At 36.6% G+C, this 24,150-nt stretch carries 15 protein-coding genes; 12 read left to right on the top strand and 3 right to left on the bottom strand.

Translation table 11 applies throughout. The annotated features are described in order from the left end of the window. Nucleotides 1-298: 298 nt before the first annotated feature. Genes thiI through CKF59_RS00765 form a run of 3 tightly spaced genes read left to right on the top strand, consistent with a single transcriptional unit; the run spans nucleotide 299 to nucleotide 9,878 of the window. Entirely contained in the window at nucleotides 299-1,828 is a 1,530-nt protein-coding gene (thiI, locus tag CKF59_RS00775; protein WP_119534079.1) for a tRNA uracil 4-sulfurtransferase ThiI, read from the top strand. Between the two features lie 7 nt (nucleotides 1,829-1,835). Then, nucleotides 1,836-2,591, top strand: a complete 756-nt coding sequence (locus CKF59_RS00770; protein ID WP_119534078.1) for a 16S rRNA (uracil(1498)-N(3))-methyltransferase — start codon at nucleotides 1,836-1,838, stop codon at nucleotides 2,589-2,591. A 12-nt stretch (nucleotides 2,592-2,603) separates the two neighbouring features. Then, complete coding sequence (locus CKF59_RS00765) at nucleotides 2,604-9,878, top strand: coiled-coil domain-containing protein (protein ID WP_119534077.1); 7,275 nt, start codon at nucleotides 2,604-2,606, stop codon at nucleotides 9,876-9,878. Nucleotides 9,879-10,183: 305 nt separating this feature from the next. On the opposite strand, the gene CKF59_RS00760 is transcribed toward CKF59_RS00765, so the two are convergent. From CKF59_RS00760 to CKF59_RS00750, 3 genes are all read right to left on the bottom strand, one after another. Next, nucleotides 10,184-10,714 (bottom strand): hypothetical protein, encoded by a 531-nt coding sequence (locus CKF59_RS00760; RefSeq protein ID WP_119534076.1) that lies wholly within the window; start codon nucleotides 10,712-10,714, stop codon nucleotides 10,184-10,186. A 723-nt stretch (nucleotides 10,715-11,437) separates the two neighbouring features. Beyond that, nucleotides 11,438-12,082 carry a hypothetical protein gene (locus tag CKF59_RS00755; RefSeq protein ID WP_119534075.1) on the bottom strand — a complete coding sequence of 215 codons (645 nt, stop codon included), beginning with the start codon at nucleotides 12,080-12,082 and terminating at the stop codon, nucleotides 11,438-11,440. A 98-nt stretch (nucleotides 12,083-12,180) separates the two neighbouring features. Further along, complete coding sequence (locus CKF59_RS00750) at nucleotides 12,181-12,852, bottom strand: hypothetical protein (RefSeq protein ID WP_119534074.1); 672 nt, start codon at nucleotides 12,850-12,852, stop codon at nucleotides 12,181-12,183. 1,365 nt (nucleotides 12,853-14,217) lie between these two features. On the opposite strand from CKF59_RS00750, the gene CKF59_RS00745 reads away from it, so the two are divergent. The 9 genes from CKF59_RS00745 to CKF59_RS00705 all read left to right on the top strand — a co-directional run bounded on the left by CKF59_RS00745 (nucleotide 14,218) and on the right by CKF59_RS00705 (nucleotide 23,873). After that, nucleotides 14,218-15,471: a CDP-glycerol glycerophosphotransferase family protein gene (locus CKF59_RS00745; protein WP_119534073.1), complete on the top strand. Its 1,254-nt coding sequence runs from the start codon at nucleotides 14,218-14,220 to the stop codon at nucleotides 15,469-15,471. Nucleotides 15,472-15,495: 24 nt separating this feature from the next. After that, entirely contained in the window at nucleotides 15,496-16,920 is a 1,425-nt protein-coding gene (locus CKF59_RS00740) for a bifunctional cytidylyltransferase/SDR family oxidoreductase (RefSeq protein ID WP_119534072.1), read from the top strand. Between the two features lie 9 nt (nucleotides 16,921-16,929). Further along, nucleotides 16,930-18,045 (top strand): CDP-glycerol glycerophosphotransferase, encoded by a 1,116-nt coding sequence (locus tag CKF59_RS00735; RefSeq protein ID WP_119534071.1) that lies wholly within the window; start codon nucleotides 16,930-16,932, stop codon nucleotides 18,043-18,045. Between the two features lie 2 nt (nucleotides 18,046-18,047). Continuing rightward, nucleotides 18,048-19,175 carry a phage baseplate protein gene (locus CKF59_RS00730; protein ID WP_119534070.1) on the top strand — a complete coding sequence of 376 codons (1,128 nt, stop codon included), beginning with the start codon at nucleotides 18,048-18,050 and terminating at the stop codon, nucleotides 19,173-19,175. 152 nt (nucleotides 19,176-19,327) lie between these two features. Then, entirely contained in the window at nucleotides 19,328-20,500 is a 1,173-nt protein-coding gene (locus CKF59_RS00725; RefSeq protein WP_119534069.1) for a polysaccharide biosynthesis/export family protein, read from the top strand. A 14-nt stretch (nucleotides 20,501-20,514) separates the two neighbouring features. Continuing rightward, the gene (locus CKF59_RS00720; RefSeq protein ID WP_119534068.1) at nucleotides 20,515-21,636 is read left to right on the top strand and encodes a capsule biosynthesis protein; all 1,122 of its coding nucleotides are present in this window, start codon (nucleotides 20,515-20,517) and stop codon (nucleotides 21,634-21,636) included. Further along, nucleotides 21,636-22,430 carry an ABC transporter permease gene (locus CKF59_RS00715; protein ID WP_119534067.1) on the top strand — a complete coding sequence of 265 codons (795 nt, stop codon included), beginning with the start codon at nucleotides 21,636-21,638 and terminating at the stop codon, nucleotides 22,428-22,430. The genes CKF59_RS00720 and CKF59_RS00715 overlap by 1 nt, the downstream gene beginning before the upstream one ends. Before the next feature lie 61 nt (nucleotides 22,431-22,491). Beyond that, nucleotides 22,492-23,157 carry an ABC transporter ATP-binding protein gene (locus tag CKF59_RS00710; protein ID WP_119534082.1) on the top strand — a complete coding sequence of 222 codons (666 nt, stop codon included), beginning with the start codon at nucleotides 22,492-22,494 and terminating at the stop codon, nucleotides 23,155-23,157. A gap of 92 nt (nucleotides 23,158-23,249) precedes the next feature. Continuing rightward, nucleotides 23,250-23,873 (top strand): hypothetical protein, encoded by a 624-nt coding sequence (locus tag CKF59_RS00705; protein ID WP_119534066.1) that lies wholly within the window; start codon nucleotides 23,250-23,252, stop codon nucleotides 23,871-23,873. Nucleotides 23,874-24,150 lie beyond the last annotated feature (277 nt).

Genomic DNA, 24,150 nt, shown 5'->3' with positions numbered 1-24,150 from the left:
GTTAACTATGATTGGGGAGAGTTTAATTCTGAGTTCTGAGTGGGAATGAGTTGGGTAGTGTTTGTTGGTGGTGAGGATGAGCTGGATGTAAAGATAATTTACTCTTGGAGTAACATTCTTGTTTTGCTTTGTAATTAGGTATTTTTTAGAGTTTTAAGAGGAAAAAAGCGGTATAATATAACCGCTTAGAGAGCGAAGATTATTTCTCTCTAACTCAGATACAATTTTTTATTTATGTCACAGAAAATTAGGTAAATTTTACCTAATTTTTTGTTACCAGCAAGGAAACTCATTTTTTATGCATTTGCGTATTAAACTTCATCCTGAGATAGTAACTAAGTCTGACTCAGTACGTAAACGTTTTATTAAAATTCTCTCATCGAATATTCGTCAAAGCTTAAAAACCTATAAGCTAGATTGTTCACTCCAACCAAATTGGGACAATATTCTTGTTCGTGCTAAATGCGATCCCGCATTATATCCGGTATTTGTCCAAATTCTCCGTCAAATTCCAGGTATTCAAAAAATCCTCAAAATTAAAATCGTGCCTTTTACGGATATGCATCAACTCTTTGAGGAAGTGCTAGAATTAAATCGTGAACGCTTGGCTCATAAAAGCTTTTGTGTACGTGTAAAACGTAAAGGGAAGCATGAAGTAAGATCTATAGATATAGAACGTTATGTGGGAGGCGGTTTACGTCAACACATTGAAGGAACTAAGGTTCAGCTCACCAATCCTCAAGAAACTGTACGCATTGAAATTGAAAATGATCAAGCTTACTTAATTGAACATGTGTTTAGTGGGCTTGGAGGTTTCCCTATTGGAACTCAAGATGCCGTTCTTTCGATGATTTCTGGGGGCTATGACTCTGCAGTATCTTCATGGCAAATGCTACGTCGTGGTTGTAAACTCCATTATGTGTTCTTTAATCTTGGCGGACAAGAACACGAGTATTATGTTAAACGCATTGCTCGTAAAATTTGGCAAGGCTATGGAGCTTCGCATAATGTGAAATTTGTCACTGTAGACTTTTATGACATTATGCTTAATATCGCTAACTCCGTAAGTGATGGTTATACTGGGGTATGCTTAAAACGTATGTTCTATCGTGTCGCTAATGCAGTCGCTCGTCGTTTACATATTGATGGTCTAGTTACTGGAGAAGCTTTAGGGCAAGTTAGTTCACAAACTTTAAAAAACCTTGCGGTAATTGAACAGGTAAGTAAGATTCCCGTGTTACGTCCGCTTATAGCTATGGATAAAGAAGAAATTATTCATCTAGCTAAAGAAATTCAAACTGCAGAAATTTCGGCACGAGTACAAGAGTTTTGTGGGATTATGGGGAAAAAACCAACCATAGCCGCTGATGAGCAAGTTTTAGCTCAAGAAGAAGCAAAACTGGATATTGAAGCTTTAGTCGAGCAAGCTCTGAGCACAGCGAAGGTAGAAAACCTCCGTGATATTGCTCAACAAGATTTAGCTCATATAGAATCAACGCAATTAACCTTTGTTAAGCACTTAAATCCTGAAACTGACGTAGTTATTGATGTCCGTGATGCTGAGACTTTTGAGCAAGCCCAAAATCCATGGCCTGTAGAGGCTTTAAATATTCCATTCTTTAATCTTGCTAGCAAATTTGCGGATTTAGATGCAAGTAAACGTTATGTGCTTTACTGTACTAAAGGGCTCTTAAGTCGCATTCAAGCGGTAAACTTAATTGAAAACGGCTATAAAAATGTAGCGGTATTATCCAAAGAATTTTCTTTTGCCGAGCCGACGCAACAAGGGGCAGAGAACGATGATCAAATTACGTCTTTAACTAAGTAGGTAATTTATGCGTTTATATCGAACTTATCATTCGCAAGTTTTAGAGGTAGACTTGCCTTATACCCTCGAACTGGAAGAGGCTTCATTTCAGCATTTGTGTAAGGTATTACGTTTAGGTGTAGGGCAAGAAATTCATGTGGTTGACGGCTCGGGAGGACATTATGTAGGGCAACTGGTTAATGTCGAAAAAAAACGTGCCCAAGTCGAACTGACAGCGTATGTCCAAGCTGATAATGAGTCACCACTAGATTTGCACTTGATTCAGGGCATCTCTCGTGGTGATCGCATGGATTTAACTATTCAAAAAGCAGTTGAATTAGGAGTGAGCGAAATTACTCCCGTGTTTACCGAACGCTGTGGAGTAAGCTTAAGTGGCGAGCGCTTAGAAAAGAAAATGGCGCATTGGCAAGCAATTATTGTTTCAGCTTGCTTACAGAGTTATCGTGATACTATTCCTCGTCTTAATCCTGCAATTGACTTAAAAGATTATTTTAAGCTCGTCGCAAGCCAAGAAAACTCAGCAAAACAACTTTATGTAAATCTTAATCCTTTTGCAGGTCAGCGTCTACGTACCATTCCTCAAGATACTTATGAGAAGGTACATCTGCTCATAGGTTCAGAAGGTGGTTTATCCGACGCTGAGATTGCTCAAGCGGCTGAAGTTGGCTTTAGTGATTTTAATCTAGGTCCACGAGTTTTACGTACCGAAACCACAGGTCTAACAGCGTTAGCGATTTTACAAGCCTTGTTAGGCGATCTTTAATTTAGGTATTTTATGCAAAATATTTTAAATAAGTACTTTGTTTTTCATTATGATGCCAAAACTTTTGGCATGAAAAAAGCCAAGCACTATTTAATTTTAGATTCTGCTCCAAGTGTAATTAAAGGTAAGCATACTAACCTTAAAGACTTTGTTGGAGCAAATACTTTTGATTATCATAGTTTCTTTGATAATCGTTCTACCTATACGGGCTTACGTTTAGGAGAAAAAGCACAACAAGAGTTTAGTTTAAATCTCGATCCGCAGTTAGCTCAACAAGCGGGTACGGACTTAAACCATATTCCGGTATATATCGGAGGACAGTCTCCGGATATTGGACTCTTAGTTTATGATCAAGCAACGCAAAATACATATTATTTAGAGCAAAAGCATACTGAACTCTTTTTAACTTCAATTGGTAAATTTGTTAAAGAACATGAACAAGATTTACAAGAGATAGACAAAGCTGCTCAAGCTTTACGTCAAACTATTGAGTTACGTAAAGAGATAAAACCACAAACTAATAATTTTGTGGATCTCAAAAAGCTCAAGCTCGAAGAAGCGTCTTATCATGCTTATTACCAAGGAGTAAAAGAGCGTTTAGAACAGCTCCACGGTCAGTTACGTACTTCTTGGCAACAAGAGCCGGCTCAAGTGGTAAAAAACCTTACTCCCTTTGTAGAAATGGGGATTGAGGGACTGCGTGAGCATCACGTCCTTGATAATTTAATTTTTGCGTATGAAGAAAAGTATCCTTTAGTTAATCTCGAGGACTATCTTGATGAGATTGAGCAAAAGCTCAAGGTTAAAGCTAAATCAAGAAAAAGTTCGACTCGCAAAACTAGCAAAGAAATTTCAACTCCAAGTGGAGAGGCACAGGCTCTAACTTCAATGCAAGCTTTGCCTAAGAGCATTAACTCTAAACAAGGTTATACCCTCTATACTGAATCACCAATAGCTCTTGCCGAAAGAGATAAGTTTAAGCAAGAAATCGAGCAATGGCGTCTTGAGCAGGAGCAAAGTCAGGGCGAACGCAAGAAAAAGAATGGCTATGAGTTTGTTGGCGAAATCGACAAATACTTTACTCCAAGTAGTCATGAAATCGTGGGAGGTACCACTCCTGCTGCTTGGGATGAAAAAGTTGGAGAGTTCTTTAGTTTAGAACTACCTTATATCGCTAAAACCTATCCTTACTATGCTTTCTTAACCCTTGAAAGACGTTTAGGGTTACTGATTATCCGTGGTGAAGAACGAGCTCAAGTTGAAGAAGATACCATTAGTAAGAGCATGCCTTTAGGGATGCTCGATGGCAATGCTTTTTTCCTTGAACCTCTAGATGTTAATGATCCCCCTGTGCCGGATAGTTTCCATGAGCAATTGTTTGAATATTTTGAGGAGCGAGAGGCGTACGTAGAAGAGGTTAAAGAAAAAAATTATCTCAAACTAGCTCAAAAGGGTGAGTATCCTCAGACTTTAGAAGATCTTGCTTTAGAGGTTTTTGAGTTAAACTACAAGCAACTTTATGCTCAAGCCTTTGGTGATATGCAACTCAAACGTGGGAGTTATCTCTCGCCTGTAGGTGGGTATGAAGCAGGGATGGTATTAACCGCTGATATTCTCAGTGTCCTTGAACCAATTAATCAGTTTATGGGCTTTAGACTTTTAAGTCGTCCTTTACATGAGTTAGGAGCTAAGGTTCTTAAACAAAGTACTGATGATCTTGAAGTAGAGGAACTAGTAGCTCGAGCTCAAGATATTATTATTCAACTGCTCCATGCGATTGATGAAATTCTTGCGGTATTTATGAGCGGGCAAGAAGCCGAGCAAGCGAGGCAACTGATAGAGCGAGAAATCGATTGCCTCGAAGACCGCGAATTGGCAACGCCAATAAATTGTGAGAGATATGTTGAGAGCTTTAAACAAGTCCCAAGCTTAACTGCGTTAGACTACTTAAGTGCGATTAATCACAATCTTGTCCAAGAAGATAACTTGTTTGTTAAAGTGGCTAAGCAATTATCTGAAGCCAAAGATATAGATCTTTGCTTACCTGGGATAATTAGACAAACTTTTGTTGAATACATAGGTTTAGCTGAGATCTATTATTTTTCGGAGTTAAGTTTTATTGAGCGGATTTTCCCGAGTAACACACCGGAAAGCGTAATCGCTCGCTATAAACATAACTTTAAAGAACTAGATCACGCCCTAGCCAAAATCTTTGCTCGTAAACTAAACTTTAAGCGTCAACTGGTAGACAACTTAGGGGCAGATACCTTTACTGCGAAGCAGGGCTTTAATGCTAATGCTTTAGAGATGGCTACCGGAAAAAGCTATGAAGAGAAGGTCGGAGTTTCTTTAGCTCGCTTCCTTGCTGAACTCAAAGATTATCCCGAATCAGAATTTGCTTGGGATGTCTTAGTTGAACATAGTGTGTTCCATGAAATTTACAATGACCTCTTACAAAACTCTGAGCAGGCAAATGAACTCGGCTTTAACTATATTTTTGGGGTAGAGGATCAGATTCTCTATAAGTACCATGAATTTACTTTCTTTACTGAGTTCTTAACCGTGCAATTTGCTCTTGGGCATATTACTTTAGAGGAATACTACCTCAAACGTTTACGAGGAATAGAATTAGCTCATGTCATCCTCAGAGTTACGAGCGAAGTAAGAAATCAAATTGAAGCGGGCGACCTACCAAGACTAAGTGAGGTCTTAGTCCCAGAATCTGCATTAGAGGTGGCTAATCCATTTAGTGAGCAACTAATTGATAACTTAGCGCAAGATTATTTAGATCAAGTGGCAAGTCCTCTTGTGGCAAAAGTAGTACATAGCTTTAAGCAGGCGGGAATTTTTGGACTCACGGTAGCTCAAGCTTTAGCGAAATTACGTGGTGAGCAAGAGGTTGTAACTAGTACTCTTACGAGAACTCAAACTGAGGAAATAGCAAGAGATGACCTTGGCGTGCCTCTAAGCAAAAACATGCCTAGAGTTCAAGTTCGAGAGCTTGAGGCAACTGGGGAAGTAGCTAAGACCCAAACTCGCGGACGCTATAGTAAGCAAATTATTGATCTGAACTTTATTAAGAAAAACTATAAGAGTTTACTTAAACTTAAAGCTCAAGTAGAGTTTGCCAATACTTTAGCTTATAGCAGTCTCTTTAAGTATAGTGATAGTGCAGTACGTCCGAATGAAGCGACCATTTTCTTACAAGAAGAGAAACTAGGTTTACCACTAGTAGCAAGTCACTATAACCTCCAAAGTCTGATTAACTTTGTCGACTTAAAACGTTTAGAGTTTAAGTTATATGTGGGCTTAGATGTAATCTTCTATCGTGGGCAGTCACGTACGAGCGAAGGTAAAATCCAACGAGCTGATAGTAACTTCTCTTATACCCGCATTAAACCTAAACTACTAGTAATTCCGCCTTATGAGCGAGCTCTCTTTGATAATGACCTAGGTTATTTAGAGCAAAGCTATACCCAAAATCCTGATGGGCAAATTATGAGTATGATGCATAATCTCAAATATAATTTTGCTAATTGGGTCGTGGGAGATGCGGGGATGAGAAATCGTCTCTATCACTTTAGTGATCGCGAAGAACTTTTACGCCTGCCGGTAAACCCTGAGTTTGAGCTTAAGCCAAGAATGAGTTTACCTCGAACTGAAGATCCAAGACGTTGGCCACAAATAGTTTACAATTGTGGTAACCTTGAACAAGCTTACTCGATTCTTGGGCATCATTTTTTACCAACTCAACCTGAGTATGCAAAACTACCTAAAGCTCTGCGTGGTATTGAAAGAACGAGCTTGAAATATCGTGTCCGTAAGAGCCATGAGTTACCAAGTTTTAAACAAACTCTAGCAGGAGCAATCGCTCGTTTTGCCCAAAACCAAGGCTTAAAGGCACAGACAACGCAAATTCCAGGAGAGCAAGAGATTGCTAAACTCATGGGAGCTTTTGCTGAAGTGGTTTATCCTGAGTTACGTAAACTAGGAACCAAAGTAAGTGCCCCTGATTTTACAGCCTCTATGCAAATTTATGAAGAAATTCTCAAAAAATACGAGAGTGAGTTCAAAGCTGCTTATGGGGATATGGGTAATCTTGCCTATAGTATGACCTTTAATATGGAGCGAGCGGTAATTAATGAGTATGAGCGTAGCCCAATTATTGATAATCTGCGTGAAGTAACCCAAAATATTACCACTTACCGTAAATGGTTACAAAAAGAGCAAATTGATCTCCTTGAATTAGTCCGTAATCTTTTTGCGGTTACGCAAGAACGAGGGATTGATCGTAATATCCTTAGAGCAACTTTAAATCGAGCGGGGGCAAGATTAAAAGGACTGGCTGAGCAAATAAAAATGCTCGGTGGAGCCGCTACCTACAAAGCGGTAGCGCAAGAAGAGGATCTTGCGAGTAAAACTCAAGACCTGATTAACAATGTCGTTAATAAAGGTAAACAAAAACACGAGCAGGTTCAAGAGCAACTTCCACAAAATCTCAGTGCCCATGAACGTAGTTTACAAGAGCAGATTACTCAACGTCTCTTAGCCGAGTTAGAAGCTTTAAATAACCAGGTAGAAGAACTTTTAACTTTAAATGAACGTTATCTTGCTGATGGGATTATGGCAAGCTCAAAACCCCAAGAGCTGGTCTCGGAAGCTGACAAGCAGGATCAAGAATTTGCTCGTGAACTAGTGGGTGATAAAGCTAAGGATTTGATTGAGCTTTGTCTTAACAGTCTTGAGCGTCTATACCTACGCGCTCGCATGATTAGCAAAGAGTATCAACGCTTAAAAAATGATCCACAAGCTCAAGCAAAAATTGTAAAAACTGTAGAGCAAGATCTGTGGAAACTTGAAGTAGAATGGTGTCGTTTAGTTGCTCGTCTCTTAAGTGCAGGGGCAGATAAAAAACTCCTCCGTGAAACTTCAGACAAAGCAATAGCCGCAGGTTTACGTCCAATTGTTGTAGCTCAAGTTGATGAAGTGGTAAATGATAAAGCTAAAGAAAAAGACTTTATTACTGCCGTAGAGTTAATTGAGGCTTATCAACAAAAATCTCGTAAGGGCAAACGTAAAGGGAAAAAAGCTCAAGAGCAAGATAAGCTTGAGGCTTTAAATCTTAACTTTGAGAACTTTAAGGCAGCGGGAGTTCCAAGTAGCAAACCTGAACCGGTATACGATGAGTCTGCTTATGCCTCAACTCCGGAGTTCAAGTTAAAACGTCGTGAACAAGTGAAGATGACTTATCGTCAAAGACTTGAAGATGACTTTTTCCCACAAACTGCTGATCGTGTCTTTAAACGCGTGTTTAATGAGACCTTTAATGAACTCGATGAGTGCTTAAAGACCTTTGTAATGCGTGAACTCAGTGTGAAATACTATGATATAGAGTTTAAGGAAGAGGATTTCGAGAATTTAAGTGTGGCACAAATTCGTGAGCAATTTAAAGATCCTGAGGTGTATAACCGCATTATTGCTCGTTTCCCTGGCATTGCTAATCCGGTAATGGTCGAACTCTTTAGTGCTCAAGTGGTACGTCAACACTTTAAGTTCCGTCGCATTATTCGTTTTAATCGCTTACGCAAATTTATTACTGATCCGCAATTAGCTACCGATCGTGTCGGACGTTATGTAAATGAGCTTTATGAAGATCTCATAGAATCTTATCGCGTGTTATATCTCCGTGGCTCTACCCCAGCGGGAGCGATAAACGGGATGAGAGTACTCAATGAGAAGTTCGATGAGCTTTATAATAAAGAGATGGGGATTATAGAACTCAATCGAGATCAACCAACCCTAGCAAAAATAGCGAACTATTACGGAGAAGGTGAGCGTAAAGTACGAGCTGCTCATTTTGAGCAAATGCAAAATGAGTTTGTACTTCATAAGCAAGGGCATATTACTTTAGAGATGACGCCAAAAAGTGTCAACTACTTAAAAGTAAGACTAGCTCAAGGATTACAAAAATATAATTATAGTAATCTCGAACTCAAGTTAGCCTTAGATTACTTTGTAGAGCAGTATAAACTGCTTAATGTAGCAGCTCTTAAATATGTCTTTATCGTTACCAAACGTGGTAAGCAAGTAAATGATTTAATGGGGCGTTCGGAATTAAATCTCAATACTATCTTTGCGTTAAGCAAGTTTACGGGGTTAATTAACCGTCGCATTAATGAACGTCAAGAGTTACAAAGTAAACGTTTTTATCAGTTTATTAATCGCTTTACGACTGTAACCGAAGTCGAAGTTAAGGAAAGCAAACCTCTCTATATTGCTCCTCCGGTAGTAATTGCGACCGAAACTAAAATTGAACCTGTTCCCGCAACTCAAGAGGGCAAACTTGAACATCTCGCAAAAATCAAACCTGAGCAATATGAACTTGTCGTGCAAGTGTTCAATAACATTACTCAAGGGGTAGAGGCTATAGATCTTGAAGATCTGCTTACTTTATTAGTGGCTCTGCCAGATCTCGAACGCAAAACCAAAGTAAAACTTATGGCTTGGGTAATTGCGGTAACGACCAATATTGAGTTATCTTTAGTAGAACAAGTACTTAGTCACCCTAAGTTCCTTGAGTACTATACGCATTTCTTTGCTTTAGATCAGGCATTAAGAAAACATGCAAAATTACTTGCTCAAGTTGAGAACTTTATTCCGGTAAATGAAAAAGGCGTAAGGAGAAAACGACCTAAAGCCTTAAAACTACCTATGGTAAGTTCACAACAAGCGTTACAAAATCCTTTAGGAACCCCTGTGACTAAGTTTAGTCCGCAAGAATTTGCTTTATTACCAAAAAATCTTCGTACTAATGCCTTTGCTCTCTTTATTCTCAAAAATGATCTTGAGTATAAAGAGCATAAACGTACTCTGCAACAGCAATTATTGCAGAACTTTACGAAGTATTTTGGAAGTCAAGCGAAGAAAGAGTTCTTATTGTTCTTAGATTTTTCTCTGCATGTGCAACAAAACTATTGGAGAAGTAAAGCTTTTGGTAAACTCGCTCCTTGGGTATTACTAAAAGAAAAACTGGGCTATGATAGTTTTAATCAAAACCGTGACTTTGTAAGCGTACCGCAAAATTGTTCATTGCTGTATAAATCACCTTACTATTGGAATGGTCATGATTTAACTAATCTAGTCTTAGCTCCAAATGGTTTTGCTAAACTCCAAGCAAACTATTTAGGAATGCAAACCTACTTAAATAGTAATAAAGCAGAATTAGAAAATCTTGGTTATCGTTTTGCAAGATTTTTTGATACTCAACAAAGAAAGGACAAGGAGTAATCCTTGGTCAATAGATATAGTCCTCCGAACTTAAATAAAAAGTTCGGAGGTTTTTTTATTTGAGCAATTTATTTATTAGGTATGAGTTCTTATAAGAAAGAGAGAGTTTAATAAGAAAGAGTTAGGAAAGTTGGTTAATTTGTTGTTCGGTAGGGGGTCAAGCTTATTTTAGGAGGTAAGATAGAGTTGACTGTAATAAGTTTTTTGCTGTGGATTTTAAATTTTAGATACACAAAAACCCAAAAGAACCATCCGAAGATGGCTCTTTTGGGTTTGCATATAGAAGTATGCCTGAGATAACCTGATTAGAATTTAACCCCAGCGTATACTGAGTAAGTATATTGACCACGAGCTTCACTGCTTGCAAAGTCTTTTGATAATGAAGCTGCTTGTACACGTACACCAAAGTCGAAGTTGTCACCATATAGTGAACCTACTTGTAAAGCACCGTACACACCACCAGTGTGTTTGCTTAAGTCATTAGAAGTACGAGTTTGTTGATAACCTAAAGATAAACCTGCATATGGAGTAAACTTAGTTTCAGTTTCCCATAAGTATTTAGTTTGAGCACCTACACCAAAGTTGTAGTAGTTTACTGAACTTTGACGACCGTAGTTAAAGAAACCTTCAGCACCTGCATACCAACCGTAGTTACTTAAAAGACGGTAGTTGTAGTCACCTTTGATCCCGTAAGATTGTACGTTGTTACCTAAAACACGTTGACCACCGATTACACCATCAACTGTGAAGTACTGTTGGCTTAATGGAGTTGCATTTGCAAATGTAGGTACTAATAAACTAGCTGAAGTTATAGCTACTGCTAATAGTTTTTTCATAATTATGTTCCTTAATTTGTTTTGTTTTTGGATTGTGTTATATATGTTTTTAGTTAAAAAGCTTTTGGTGTTGTGTTGTAGAATGTTTAATTAAAGTAACTTGTGAAGTTAGTTTAATTAAGCATTCTCTTTTTATTTTTGATCTTATCCTTGCTCGTTGGAATTTGCAAAGTTTAATTGAGTAAACACTCGCTTATTATAGACCCTGAAATAACAAATGTAAAGACTTTTTTAATTTTTCTTAAAAAAAGTGAATTAAACTAGCATTTAAAAGATCAGTAATTGTGCTTAAAAAAGAACTTTAAATGCTAGCTCAAATAGGGCATTCACTTAAGTATAAGAATATAGCTAGGTTTTCCTCTTCACGAGGTTCATATGAAAATAAAATGTTGTTACTTAGTTGCTCAGATGAGGTTGAGAAGTTAAAGCAGTATAAAAATTTTAACCTCTTCCTCAGTTGTGCATTGTTTTGCTAATAGCTTTATAAGGATAATTTAAGAAAAATCTATAATTTTATTGCTTACTCTTTCAGAAATAGTACAAAAAAACTTGAAGAAATTAAGTGAGAGTTAGGAAGGCAAAGGAAGAAAAAAACTAAAATTATGGAGACAAGAGCTTTTGCATTTAAGACTCAATAACTGTTCTGTTTTGAGTTTGAATAACAAGGCGAGCAAGTTTACAGTCAAATTAAGTCCTAGTTAGAAACTAACTAGGACTTAATCATTATTGAATTACATATTTACCAAAAACAGGTAATTTTAAGTAGTCAGCAAGACTTGGAAGTCGATAAGTAAAACCTAATTTATTATCTTGAGCTTGCGTAAATACTTGTTCGGGAATTAAATCTTCTAATGCCCAGGTATTGAGACTATTAATTTGCTCATCAGTTAGACCTGTAAGAAATACTCTATCTATAGCGGTAGCGAGATCACATAGACTACTAGCATCTGCATAAGCATTAGTTAGTTGTTTCAGTTGAGCTACATGAGGACGAGCTTGTTCACAAGTACTCACTAAAAACTTAAAGCCGACAAAGCCTGGGAACAGAAGGGTTTGATGATCTTCGATAATTGGAGCTTGGTTGGCATTGATATTAGTAAAGACTAGTTTATAGATAGATTCAACCTGAGTTTTGGCTAAATAACGTTGAGGCTTAGGATTTTGGAGATTTACATAAGAACTATTTAAAGCAGAGTCAATTGCTTGATAATAGAGATCTCCTTGTCCTGCGACCTTAGCAAATTGTTCAACTTGGTTAGAGGTAAGTTGGTTGCGATCACTTTTATCAAAAAAGTAATATACACAGGCAACGATAATAATAAAGAGTAAGACAAAGACACGAAGATTGGTTGATTTGAATCTTGCCATAACAAGTCTCCTTAAGACCTGCATCTAAAAAATAAATAAAGTAGAGTCGTGAATTATTTCTATTTTAGTACAAATATTTTTGAAATTGTAGGATTTATTTAACTTTTTTCACGTCCTTGCTTTAAAAATTGACGCATAAGTTCCATGCGACGTTTTTTGGCCTCTCGGGCTTCACGGTCTTTTTGTCGTTGTAATTCTTTTTTGCGAGCTAAGCGTTTACGTTCCTTTTGTACTTCAGGAGAACGAGCATTACGCGTTGGACGTCGAGGGTACTTAGCTTGCGGGTTTTCGAGCCATTGATGATAAAGGCGTTCAAGTGTTGGAAAAGAGAGCTGATGCCGAGTACACAAGCGTAAGAGCAAAGCTCCACGAGCAAAAGTTAGGTTTTGTTCTTGCATTTGTTCAAAATCATCAACTAGCTCTCGATACACTCGAATTGGACGACGTCCACGACGAGAGAGATTTTCTTGCATTTCTTCAAGACAAGCATTGATATTGCGTTGGTTACGTAACATAGCTTGCACTCGATAAGTCATGGTTTTATTTGAAGAACACTTTAAATTTAATCCTTTTTCCTCATTGAGCTTAGAGACAAAGTTATTTAAGCCTCGATGCATTTCGCTGAGGTTAAGATATCTTTTATAGTTGTATTCATTAATGGTTACGGGAGAACCATAGGTATCGAGATGCTTTTGTTCCATGGTTTGAATATAAGCACCTATGTATTGTAATTCTAATTTTAAAAGTAATTGTGCAAGTTTATTGGTCATAAGATAGAAAAAAGTAGTGAATGAACTAATAGTAGAACCTTAAAATTTAGTGACTTCATAAAATATTTATAGTGCTGAAGTCTTAAGTATATTGTAGCACCTTTTTGCAAGATAAAAATATATATTTATGATTTTAAGGGATAAATAAATAGATTCTCTTGAAAAAATAAATTACAAATAGAGCATGCGAGTAGTTAAATTAAGGGCAGAGAAATTAGAGAAAGGAAAAAGCGACCTAAATCGCAAAAGCGAGGAACAAAAGTAGAGGAGTAAAATAAGAAAGCAAAAGCAAAGGAGAATGAAAAAATAAAACTATATGAGCAAAGTACTTTTACTAAAAAAACAGAGTTAAGAACAAGTAAAGCTATAAGAGCTAGCCTACTTTAAAGACAAATTAGATTTTTTATTATCGAAATAAGAGTTTTAGAGTTTATTTTTGTCAAATCTAAGAGTTCAAGCTCTAAAGTAAAAATTATGCTGAGATTATTTTCTTGGGTTTAAGAAGACCCCTAAAGTTACTCAGGTATATAAGGCATTGCTTAGAGCTTATAGAGCGAATATTTCGTAAAGATTTGAAAAGTATTTTTATCTAAAGAATCTAATTTAAATTTATTTGTTGCTAATCCTTTAAATTAGAAAAAATGCTCATATATATTAGACAAAGTTAATTAGCTTTATTATCATTAACTTTGTATTTGCATATATAAATTAGATAGTTCTAGAATTATATTTTTTAATATTCTTTTTTAAAAATATAACTTTAGCAATTTAGATATTATAAAATTATTCGATATAATATGAGATAATTTAGGAAAGAAAGTTTTTCTGCGTATTTTACTACGACATATTGTCTCAAGAATATCTTAAAATTGTCTATACCCCTAAGAGAGTGGTTATTTGCCAAGAGTTAAAACTTCGGGTTTTAACAAGTCAATAATAGCGAATAATTATTAACCCCCTCCACATTAGACGTTTGCTTTTTACTTTTCTATATTAATCTCTTAAATTATTGATATTTTAGATTGAATGTAGAAAATGCTGTGGGGGGGGGGGGTATCATTATTATAGTCTCTAAGTAGGGGGAGTGATTTGAAATAAATCACTCCCTTTTAGCTGTGGAAAAATTTTTTGTCATTTTATTTTTATCTCAAAATGAAACTGTAAGTCAAGCTTTAAGGATAAATTTACATAGAGCTAAGTTGGTTTCTAGACCCTAGGTAAAGGTCAAGTTGATTTACCGCAGAATATAAATTGACCTGCAATACCCTCAGTGCTAGAGTCTAGATTAGAGACAAAATATTATTCATATTTAAGACTCCACTTTAAATTAGGGTGAGACATTTAAAAAATTATAGTTTATTAAAGATGAGTAAATTAACTAAATTTGTTAAATCACCAAGATTGTTTTTTAAAGATGCCCTAATTAATTTGGTTAATAAGAATTCCCATAACCCAAGTTCTGCTACTAATACTAGCAGTACGGGGAAAAAACCTGCCCTAACTCTAGATTTAAATCATGTAAATCCGTTTTTGGATATAGAGTTAGCGATTCACACCGGTGAGAATATGACCCATGGTCCTTCTCATCTTAGTATGTGGATTCCTTATTTTTTACAAGCCAAAGTAGATTTTGTAGTTATCGTGCGTTTCCCTGAAATTTATAAATGGGTGCTACAAAACTATCCATACGTTAATGTAATCTACGCTAAAACTCCTCAGGATATTGAAAATACTCTTTCTGGTTTACCCTATTTAAAAGCCATCTTTTATCTCTCAAATACCGGAAATTTAATTCATAGTATTCGTTTTAATCAGTATCAACATATTTTCCTTGGTCATGGTGATAGTGATAAAACAGCAAGTGCCCATAAGTTTTTTCGGGTCTATGATCAAATTTGGGTTGCGGGGCAAGCTCATATAGATAGATTTAAAAATGCTGGTTTTTCTGTAGCTAATATTGAGTTTATTAAAGTAGGACGTCCCACTTTAAATAAAGTAATTGAAGCTACAGTAAAACCTTGGCAACAAAGAAATATGCGTCTACTCTATCTTCCAACTTGGGAAGGGGTATATGAAGAAGGAAATTATTCTTCAATCATGTTTGCCAAAGAGATTTTAATGCATATCAATAAAACTTACCAAATACCAGTAAGTGCTAAGTTTCATCCAGTTACCGGCTCACGTAATAAATTATTAGCGAAAATCGAAGATAAAGTAAGTGAAGCTTTAGAGCACCAGGGGATTAACTTTACTATTGCTGACAAGCTTACCCCTGTAGCTGATCTGTTAGTTAATGCTAATATCTTTATTTGCGATATTTCAGCGGTAGTTTCTGAATGTATAGCTGCTAATGGACCAATTTTTGTCTACATTCCTCAAGACAAAGAAATCAAAGTTGCTAAAAGTGATATGGATTATGACTACTATGCTTACACTTTTAGTAGTCTTGAAGAGTTATATCAACAGCTTGAGCAAGTGTTAAATGGTAATGACTATAAAGCAGAGCAAAGAGCTCAAGCTCGTGAATATTTAATTGGCTGTCAGCAAACGATTAATCATGAATTTGTTGCTCAATTACAACAGATTTCAATGCATAACCAAGAGGTTGAGCAAATATAGGATACTAAATTATTAGGAAAGAGTATGAGTAAAAATATAGGTGTAATCCTTGCTGGTGGTGTTGGCAGTAGGATGAAATTAAATTATCCTAAACAATTTTCAAAGATTGCCGGAAAAACTGCTTTAGAGCACACCATCGATATTTTCCAAGAGCATGAACAAATCGATGAGATAGTGATCGTAGCTGAACCTAATCATTACACCAAAATTACAGAGATTATTCAGCAAAATAATTACACCAAAGTAAATCGTATTGTCTACGGTGGTAAAGAAAGAACAGATTCTACCCTATCAGCGATTAAATCATTAGAAAAAGAAGATGGTGAGAGTAAAGTAATTATTCATGACGCTGTACGTCCTTTACTTGCCGCTGAAGTAATTAGCAATTGTATTCAGGCTTTAGATACTTACAATGCTGTAGACGTATGTATTCCTGCAACCGATACAATTGTTAAAGTAGATCCGCAAACCCAAACCATTATTGAAATTCCTAAACGTAGTGAATACTACCAAGGGCAAACGCCACAAGCATTTAAGTTAAAAACTATAGTGCAAGCTTATGAAATTTACAAGAACACCCCTGGAATGGTAGCAACTTGTGATTGTGGTATTGTCATGAAAACTCTACCACAAGAAAAAGTGTACGTAGTTTTAGGCTCGGAGACTAATATTAAATTAACCCGTCCGGTAGATTTATTTATTGCCGATAAGCTTTTCCAAAGTAGAAGTCAGTTTTCGTTAAAAAATATAGCTGATCTGGCTTATTTACAAAACTTAAAAGATGCGGTGATTGTTGTGGTTGGAGGAAGCTATGGAATTGGTAGTGACATAGTTAATCTTGCCCAAAAACTTAATTTGGGGATTAAAACCTATGCTTTAAGTCGTTCTTCGGGTGTAGATGTTGCCGATCATCAAGCCTTAAGTGAAGCTTTTGCTCAAATTTATGCTCAAGAGGGCAGAATTGATTGTGTGGTAAATACAGCTGCGACTTTAGTGCATAAGCCTCTCGCTCATATGGATGCCCAAGAGGTAGCCCAAAGTATTAATGTGAATTTTACGGGGGTAGTAAATGTAGCAACTGTTGCTTACCCTTACTTAAAAGAATCTGCAGGAAGTTTACTCAATTATACTTCGAGTTCTTATACCCGTGGTCGTGCTTTTTATTCGATTTATTCAGCAACTAAAGCTGCAATTGTGAACTTTACCCAAGCGATTGCTGATGAATGGGCACAAGATCAAATTAGTATTAACTGTATAAATCCTGAACGCACCAAAACCCCGATGCGAGTACAAGCGTTTGGGATCGAACCTGAAGGAAGTTTACTTAACCCAGAAAGTGTTGCCTTAGCTTCGCTTTTTGTGCTTGCAAGTAAAGAATCAGGGAATATTGTCGATGTAGTACGTGCAGACGAAGAGTATATAAGTAAAGCTTTAGCACAACTCGGTTAAATCGCAATTATGTTATACCTGTACTTAGATACCAAAATTGTTGGAGCTGCCAAACAAATTGTTAGTTACTTTGAGCAAGGAATTTTTAGTTCCTCGGTAGAAGTGCTAGTTAAACGCTATAAACACAAAAGTAGTGAGCGTATTGCAAAGGTGTTTACTAAAGGAAAGGTAAAATTTCGTTTTGTCACTTACGCTGATCTCGATAGCTTGACACAAGGGGTAATCTTTTATCCATTTAATGCACAATCTAATTGTCGAGCCGTAGCTAACCGTAATTTGTTACATGTGTTTATTACCCATGGAGAAAGTAATAAAGTAGCTTCAATTAAACCCATAATTCGAATTTATGATTATGTGATTACTGCAGGTCAGGCAGGTATTGATAGATTTTTACAAGCCAAAATTTTTACGCCCGCAGATGTAGAAGCCCAAAGAATTTTAACCTTTGGCGACACCTTTGTCGGGAGAACTGGTTTAAAGGAGCAAGCAGTAGAGGCTGTATGCTTCTATGCTCCGACTTGGGAGGGGGGGATTGAAAGTGAAAACTATACCAGTTTAGCCTATCCTCAAGTGGTAGCGACAAATTTATTGGCTGCTTGTCGTTTGTATCAAGTCAAAAAAATCGTCCTTAAACCTCATCCTAATTCAGGGCAAAGAAAGAAAAAAATCCTTACTGATTTCTTATATTACTTTGCTCCTTTAGCTCAAGATCAAGGTATTGCTCTTGAGGTTTATGCACGTAGCTTAACTTTTTCTTGGTGGCAACTATGGCGTTTAGGACGTTATGGTGTGAAGTTTATTCATGACCTCTCTTGCTATCAAGCTCGTATAGGTTTTTGTGATCTTTCAGCAATGGAAACCCAATTTCTTAATGAAGAAATTCCCCATTATCTCTTTTTTAAAGCCCAAAACCTTGCGAGTTTACCCCCTGAAATTGATGTCCAACTCTATCAACAGCATTTGATCTTTTTAGAGCAAAATAAGGAATTAGCTAAGTTAGGAGAGCGAGAACTCGCTTACTTAAAGCAATTAAAAAATTATTTAATTGCACCTGATTTAGCAGAGATTCCTTTATCGCAAAGAGTTGAGTATCTCTTAGTTAAGTTACAACATTTAAAATCTTAGCCATGTGGAAATCAATTTTTAGCTTAGGTTTATTATTGAGTTATTCTTTGCATGGGCAAGCTTTAACTTCGGTGACCAATGAGCTTATAAGTCAAGAAAAAGTAGAGCAAGAGCAACAAGCCTCTCAAGAGCAAAGAGCTCAAGCTCAAGAGTTACCTGCTCTTGCAAACCGAGAGATAACTATAGCTCAAGACAATTGGTTACTAAAACATCAGTTAATATCCACCGGACCTCTTGCTGGTAATGTTACCCAAGCTTTTGTGATTTTGCCTGAGCAAGGTTTAGCCTATAGTCAAAGGGTATGTGGAGTTAAGCTCTCGTGTGTGAGTCGTTTTGCCTATACTGCTGATCAATATCAGCTTGTCGCCATGGATTCGAGTATTCCTAGTGCTTATCTTGGACACCAAGGTCTAACTTGGCAACCAACGTCAACAGGAGTAAAGCTTTGGGCTTCAGCTGGAACTCATTATAAAAACTACGGACGTTATATAGTGAGTTTTGATTATCAAGCGAATGCTCAACCTCAAGAACCGCAAGTCTATGAGTTGTTTAGTCCGAGTTTTAATGGGACTGGAAGTCCGACCCCGGCAATCTCAAGTGATAATCGTTATTTAATTGCTCGAGGCTATCAACGTCATAGTTATAAATCGATTATTCGGGTTTGGGATTTAAATCAAATAGATTTAACAAGCGAACATGATTTGAGCCAAAAATTTTTATATCAATTTGCTTTAGATCCTATTTCCCTAACGCAGGACTATCCTCTCCAAGGGATAGCTAGTGATGGTAATTTTATTTATGTGTTTCTTGGCTACTACTTGATTAACTCTCCTAAACTTTTACTAACTTATACTTTAGAGGGTAAGCTAATTGGACGAGAGTTTTTACAAGTAGGTCGAGAGATGGCCTTAAAACTTAGTACTCTGCACCACTGGGAAGCAGAGGGAATAAATGTGGTAGATGGACAATTATTAATTACTATAGTCACTGGAGATCCTGGCAAGAGAATTAGTCTTATTTATAGTCGTGATCTGCAAGCCCATTTAGCGGGATTAGCTGCTCGTCAAATGGAAACTAAAGTAGAGGCTGAACCTCCTCTAGATCACATTAATGAAGATAATAATCAATAATTTGTTAGCAAGAAATGATTAGGTTTCTTGCTAAATTTTTTCTTCTTGCGGTAAATAATTACCCGTATAATATAGAGGCTTAAACAGTTAAAATACAGATTTTTTAATTCTTAGCTAAGTATGCTGATAAGAATTTTAAATTAGGATGGATAATGAGACAAAAACATAGTTTATGGTTGCGTTTAGGGGTGATTAGTTGTTTACCTCTGTTTCTTGCTTCTTGTGCCATAACCCCTAAGTCAGGTCCAACTACTTCAGCAGTGATTGCGAGCGATGGTGAACAGAGTAGTGATAGCTTGCCGATTAGTGTAATTGAAGTAGATAATCAAGTTGTACAAGCTTTATTTAATGCTCAGCAACAGCAATCCTTTACGACCTTTACTACCAGTAAAGGGGTAGTAGGAACGATTGGAGCTGGAGATATTTTGCAAATTACTTTATGGGAAGCTTCGCCAGCATTACTTTTTCCTAATAGTAATGTGACTGCAAGTGGAGCTAATATGATTAGTCTCCCTGAGCAAATGGTAGATAAAAACGGCAATATTACTGTACCTTTTGTTGGTACTTTTAAGGTTGCACAACAAACTCCAGTGCAAGTACAAAACTACTTACGAGCTCGTCTTAAAGGCATGGCGAATCAACCACAAGTCTTAGTGCAAGTAAAAACCAATAACTCAGAGAATGTCACGGTTTTACGCCAAGGAAATAGTGTACGCTTACCTTTAACTGCACATGGAGAACGTATTCTTGATGCGGTAGCAGCTGTAGGTGGGGTAGATACCCAAGTACAAAATATTTCGGTGCAATTGACGCGTAATCATGAAGTAAAAACTATTTCTTTAGCTAGTCTAGTTACCAATCCTGAGCAAAATATTCCTCTGCAAGCTGGGGATGTGGTATATTTAATGACCAATCCTTTAAGTTTCACGGCAATGGGAGCGGTAGGGAAAAATCAAGAGGTATATTTCTCAGCTCAAGGTTTATCTTTAGCTCAGGCTCTAGGCAGAGTTGAGGGCTTAGATGACTCGCGAGCAGATCCTAAAGGGGTGTTTATCTTCCGTTATACCGAACTGGGAAGTTTACCAGCAAAAGAACAACAAACTTGGCTAGCTCAAGGTTATAACCTTAGCAATCAAGTGCCAACTATTTACCGGATTAATCTTAAAGATCCTCAAGCTTTCTTTTGGTTACAAAAATTCCCGATTAAAGATCAAGATGTAGTATATATTTCAAATGCACCATTTGCAGAATTTACAAAATTTGTTCGTAGTGTATATTATTTAGCAAGTCCTGCAATTAATACAGTACGTGCAATTGATAATTAACAGAGAGATAGTTTATGAGTAAAAACTGGCGCGAACAAGTTAAAATGCGTTTAAAAAAGCTCAGTCCTTTATTTTACTTGTTCGTAGTTGCCCCAACTTTAATCTCAATTCTTTACTTTGGTATTATTGCTTCTCGGGTTTATGTTTCTGAGTCTACCTTTGTGGTACGTTCAGCTAATAGTCAGTCGACCATGAGTGCTATGGGGAGTCTACTCTCAAGTGTAGGCGTAGGCAAGTCAGTTGATGATGCCTATAATGTGCAAACTTTTATCTCCTCACGAGCTGCTTTACAAGAATTAGAGCAAGATTTACCAGTAAAAGCTTATTATAGTCATCGTGGCGACTGGTTTAGTCGATTTAATCCGCTAGGGTTTAATGGGAGTAATGAAGCTTTTTATCAATATTTTCGTGAGCAAGTGAGCATGAATATAGATTCGGTTTCGGGAATTGCGACTCTAAGAGTTAAAGCATTTGTTGCCGAACACGGCTATGAAATCAATCGTAAACTCATTGCTTTAGCCGAAAATCGTATTAACGAACTTAATAATCGTGCTCATGGAGATGCAATTAAGTTTGCTCAAGAAAATGTAAACCGAGCACGAGATTATTCAATAAAAACTGCTCAAGAACTCATGGAGTTCCGCATAAAAAATGGACTCTTTGATGTAAATAGTCAAACTCAGGCGTTATTACAAGTAATTGAAAGCTTACAAGCTCAAGTAGTTACCATTCAAACGCAAATTGCGCAGTTAAAAGCGAGTGCACCACAAAGTCCACAAATTCGTACTTTAGAGATTAAACAAAAATCTCTTGAGGCAGAAATTGCCGAACAAATGAAAAAAGTTGTAGGTGATAATGAGTCTTTAGTTGGACAAAGTGTAGAATATCAACGCCTGAATCTTGAAAATACCATGGCGTTACAGCAATTAACAAGTGCAATTACCTCGTTACAAGCTGCTCAAGACGAAGCTAGTCGTAAGCAACTGTATTTAGAAGTAATTTCTCCAGCAAGTAAACCTGATTTAGCGGAATTACCTAATCGTCTCTATAATATTTTTGCTACCTTTATTATAGGGTTACTATTATATGGATTAATTAGTCTAATTTTAGCAAGTGTAAGGGAACATAAAAACTAATGCAATATGGTAATAAAACTACTTTAGGGCAGAGTTTTATTATTCAAGGTCGAGTATTAAAAGCGTTAATTTTACGTGAAATCATTACCCGTTATGGACGGAAAAATATTGGTTTTATGTGGCTCTTTGTCGAACCTCTACTCATGACCCTGCTCATTGCGGTGTTATGGGGAGAGTTTCGAGGAGCTCATATCTCAACCTTGAATATTGTCGCTTTTACCATTACCGGTTATCCCTTAATGATGATGTGGCGTAACGCTGCCAATCGAGCTGTAGGTTCAATCGATGCTAATATTAGTTTACTCTATCACCGCAATGTGCGAGTTTTAGATACGATCTTAGCACGAATGATTTTGGAGATCGCGGGAGCTACAATTGCTCAAATTGCGATTATGGTAATTTTTGTCTTTATTGGGATTATTCCTATGCCTGTAGATATTTTCTATATGCTCTTAGCATGGATTGCTATGGCATTTTTTGCTATAGGTTTGGGACTAGTGATTACCGCAATTGCTAATAAATTTGAAGCTTTTGGGAAAATTTGGAGTACTTTTAGTTTTCTTTTAATGCCTTTATCGGGGGTGTTCTTTTTTCTCAATACTATTCCTGAGCGTTATCGTCATTACCTTGAATGGTTACCTATGATCCATGGTACAGAAATGTTTCGTCATGGTTATTTCGGGACACAAGTAGTAACTCTGGAAGATCCTTACTATTTACTATTTTGTGATTTGGTACTATTAACCTTGGGGTTAATGCTAGTTCGCTTAATTAGTCGTAATGTTAATCCTTAGAAGAGGGAAAAAAATGAGTAGAGAAGTCGAGCAACCTGATCTTACGGTCACCCCTGAACCCATGCTCAAAGTTACTCATGTAAGTAAAAGCTATAAAACTCGTAGTGGGTGGAAACAAATTCTCAAAGATGTAAGTTTTACTTTAAAAAAAGGTGAAAAAATTGGGATCTTGGGACGTAATGGTACAGGGAAGTCAACCTTAATTCGTTTACTTTCAGGTGTAGAAGCTCCGACTACCGGCGAGATAGAGCAGACTATGAGTGTTTCTTGGCCCTTAGCTTTTAGTGGAGCTTTCCAAGGTAGCTTGACGGGGATGGATAATTTACGCTTTATTTGTCGCATCTATGGTAAAGATATCGAGTATGTAAAGAAATTTACTGAAGAATTTGCTGAACTTGGCGAATACTTATATGAACCGGTAAAATCCTATTCTTCAGGGATGAAAGCACGTTTAGCTTTTGCTCTTTCTCTGTCGATTGAATTTGATTGTTACTTAATTGACGAAGTAATTGCCGTAGGTGATTCTAACTTTGCCAAAAAATGTAAATATGAACTCTTTGAACGCCGTAAAGATCGTTCGTTAATTTTAGTCTCGCATAGTTCGTCAGCAATTAAGCAGTATTGTGATAATGCACTAGTTCTCGATAAAGGGGAACTTTTAGCTTTCCCAGATATAGATCAAGCTTATGCTTATTACAATGAAATTATGCAAGGCAAGAAAAAATAAATTTTACCTCTGAAAAAAAATCAGAGGTATTTTTTTGTCTTAGCTAAGATTTCTGTTACAATTGTAAATTCAACCTTATAGAAAATAATTAGATGATGGCAAAGAAGATAGTATTAGGACTAGTAAGCTTGACCGCTTGCCTCTATGCTTCGCATAGTTGGGCAAATACGAGTCAAAGCTTACAGCAAAGTCAAATTACCAAATTTAATCAAATTTATAAAAGTTACGGGCAAACTTGGCTCGCAACTTATAAGTCATTACTGCTCAAAAATATCTCTCCTGGGGTGGGAGCAAAGCCTCTTGCTAGTGCCAATCAGATGATAAATGATATTATTTTAAATTTTTATCAAAAGATTAATGCCAATAAGCGTCCAGTGTTAGTAAAGAATCGTTATACTTTTCCAGCTTTTAGTGATTTTGAGTATGTCAATAATGTTTGTCGCATTGCCATGAGTAATGCTAAGCAAATGGCACGCCTTGAAAAAAGTAACTTTGTAGCCAAGAAATTTTGTGAATATACTACTTTTTATCATGGACTGTTTGTCGCTGACTTTAATCGTGATAAAGTTCACTCTTTAAATGCGAGAGCAAGTAGAAAGTTTTTTAATAACCAACAATGGCGTAACCTCCAACGTGGGCAATATGGTTTTAAGTTTCAGTTGTTACAAAGTCGTGATTTACTCGCCACTCGTGTAGGCAAATATGTGAGCAAATAGAAAAAAGGAGATGCGGGTTTAAGGCATCTCCTAGGGTCTTAACTTGGTTTCGGCAGAAAGTTAAGATCTAAAAAAAATATGAATTTCGTTGTTTGTTATATTAGGAAAACAAAAATGTGAGGTTAAAAAACCTGTTAAGACAAGTTTTATTTTTTAAGGATATACAGACAGAAAATTTATAGATAAAATTTTCCGAAATTTTAAGAAGAACCAACTAAAAAAAGGACTAAAAAACATCTTTTTACTAAGTTATTCTTCATATAAAACCTTGTTACTT

The sequence above is a fragment of the Psittacicella gerlachiana genome, from assembly GCF_003585965.1.
Classification (GTDB): domain Bacteria; phylum Pseudomonadota; class Gammaproteobacteria; order Enterobacterales; family Psittacicellaceae; genus Psittacicella; species Psittacicella gerlachiana.
This window is presented reverse-complemented; position numbering and strand designations above follow the sequence as displayed.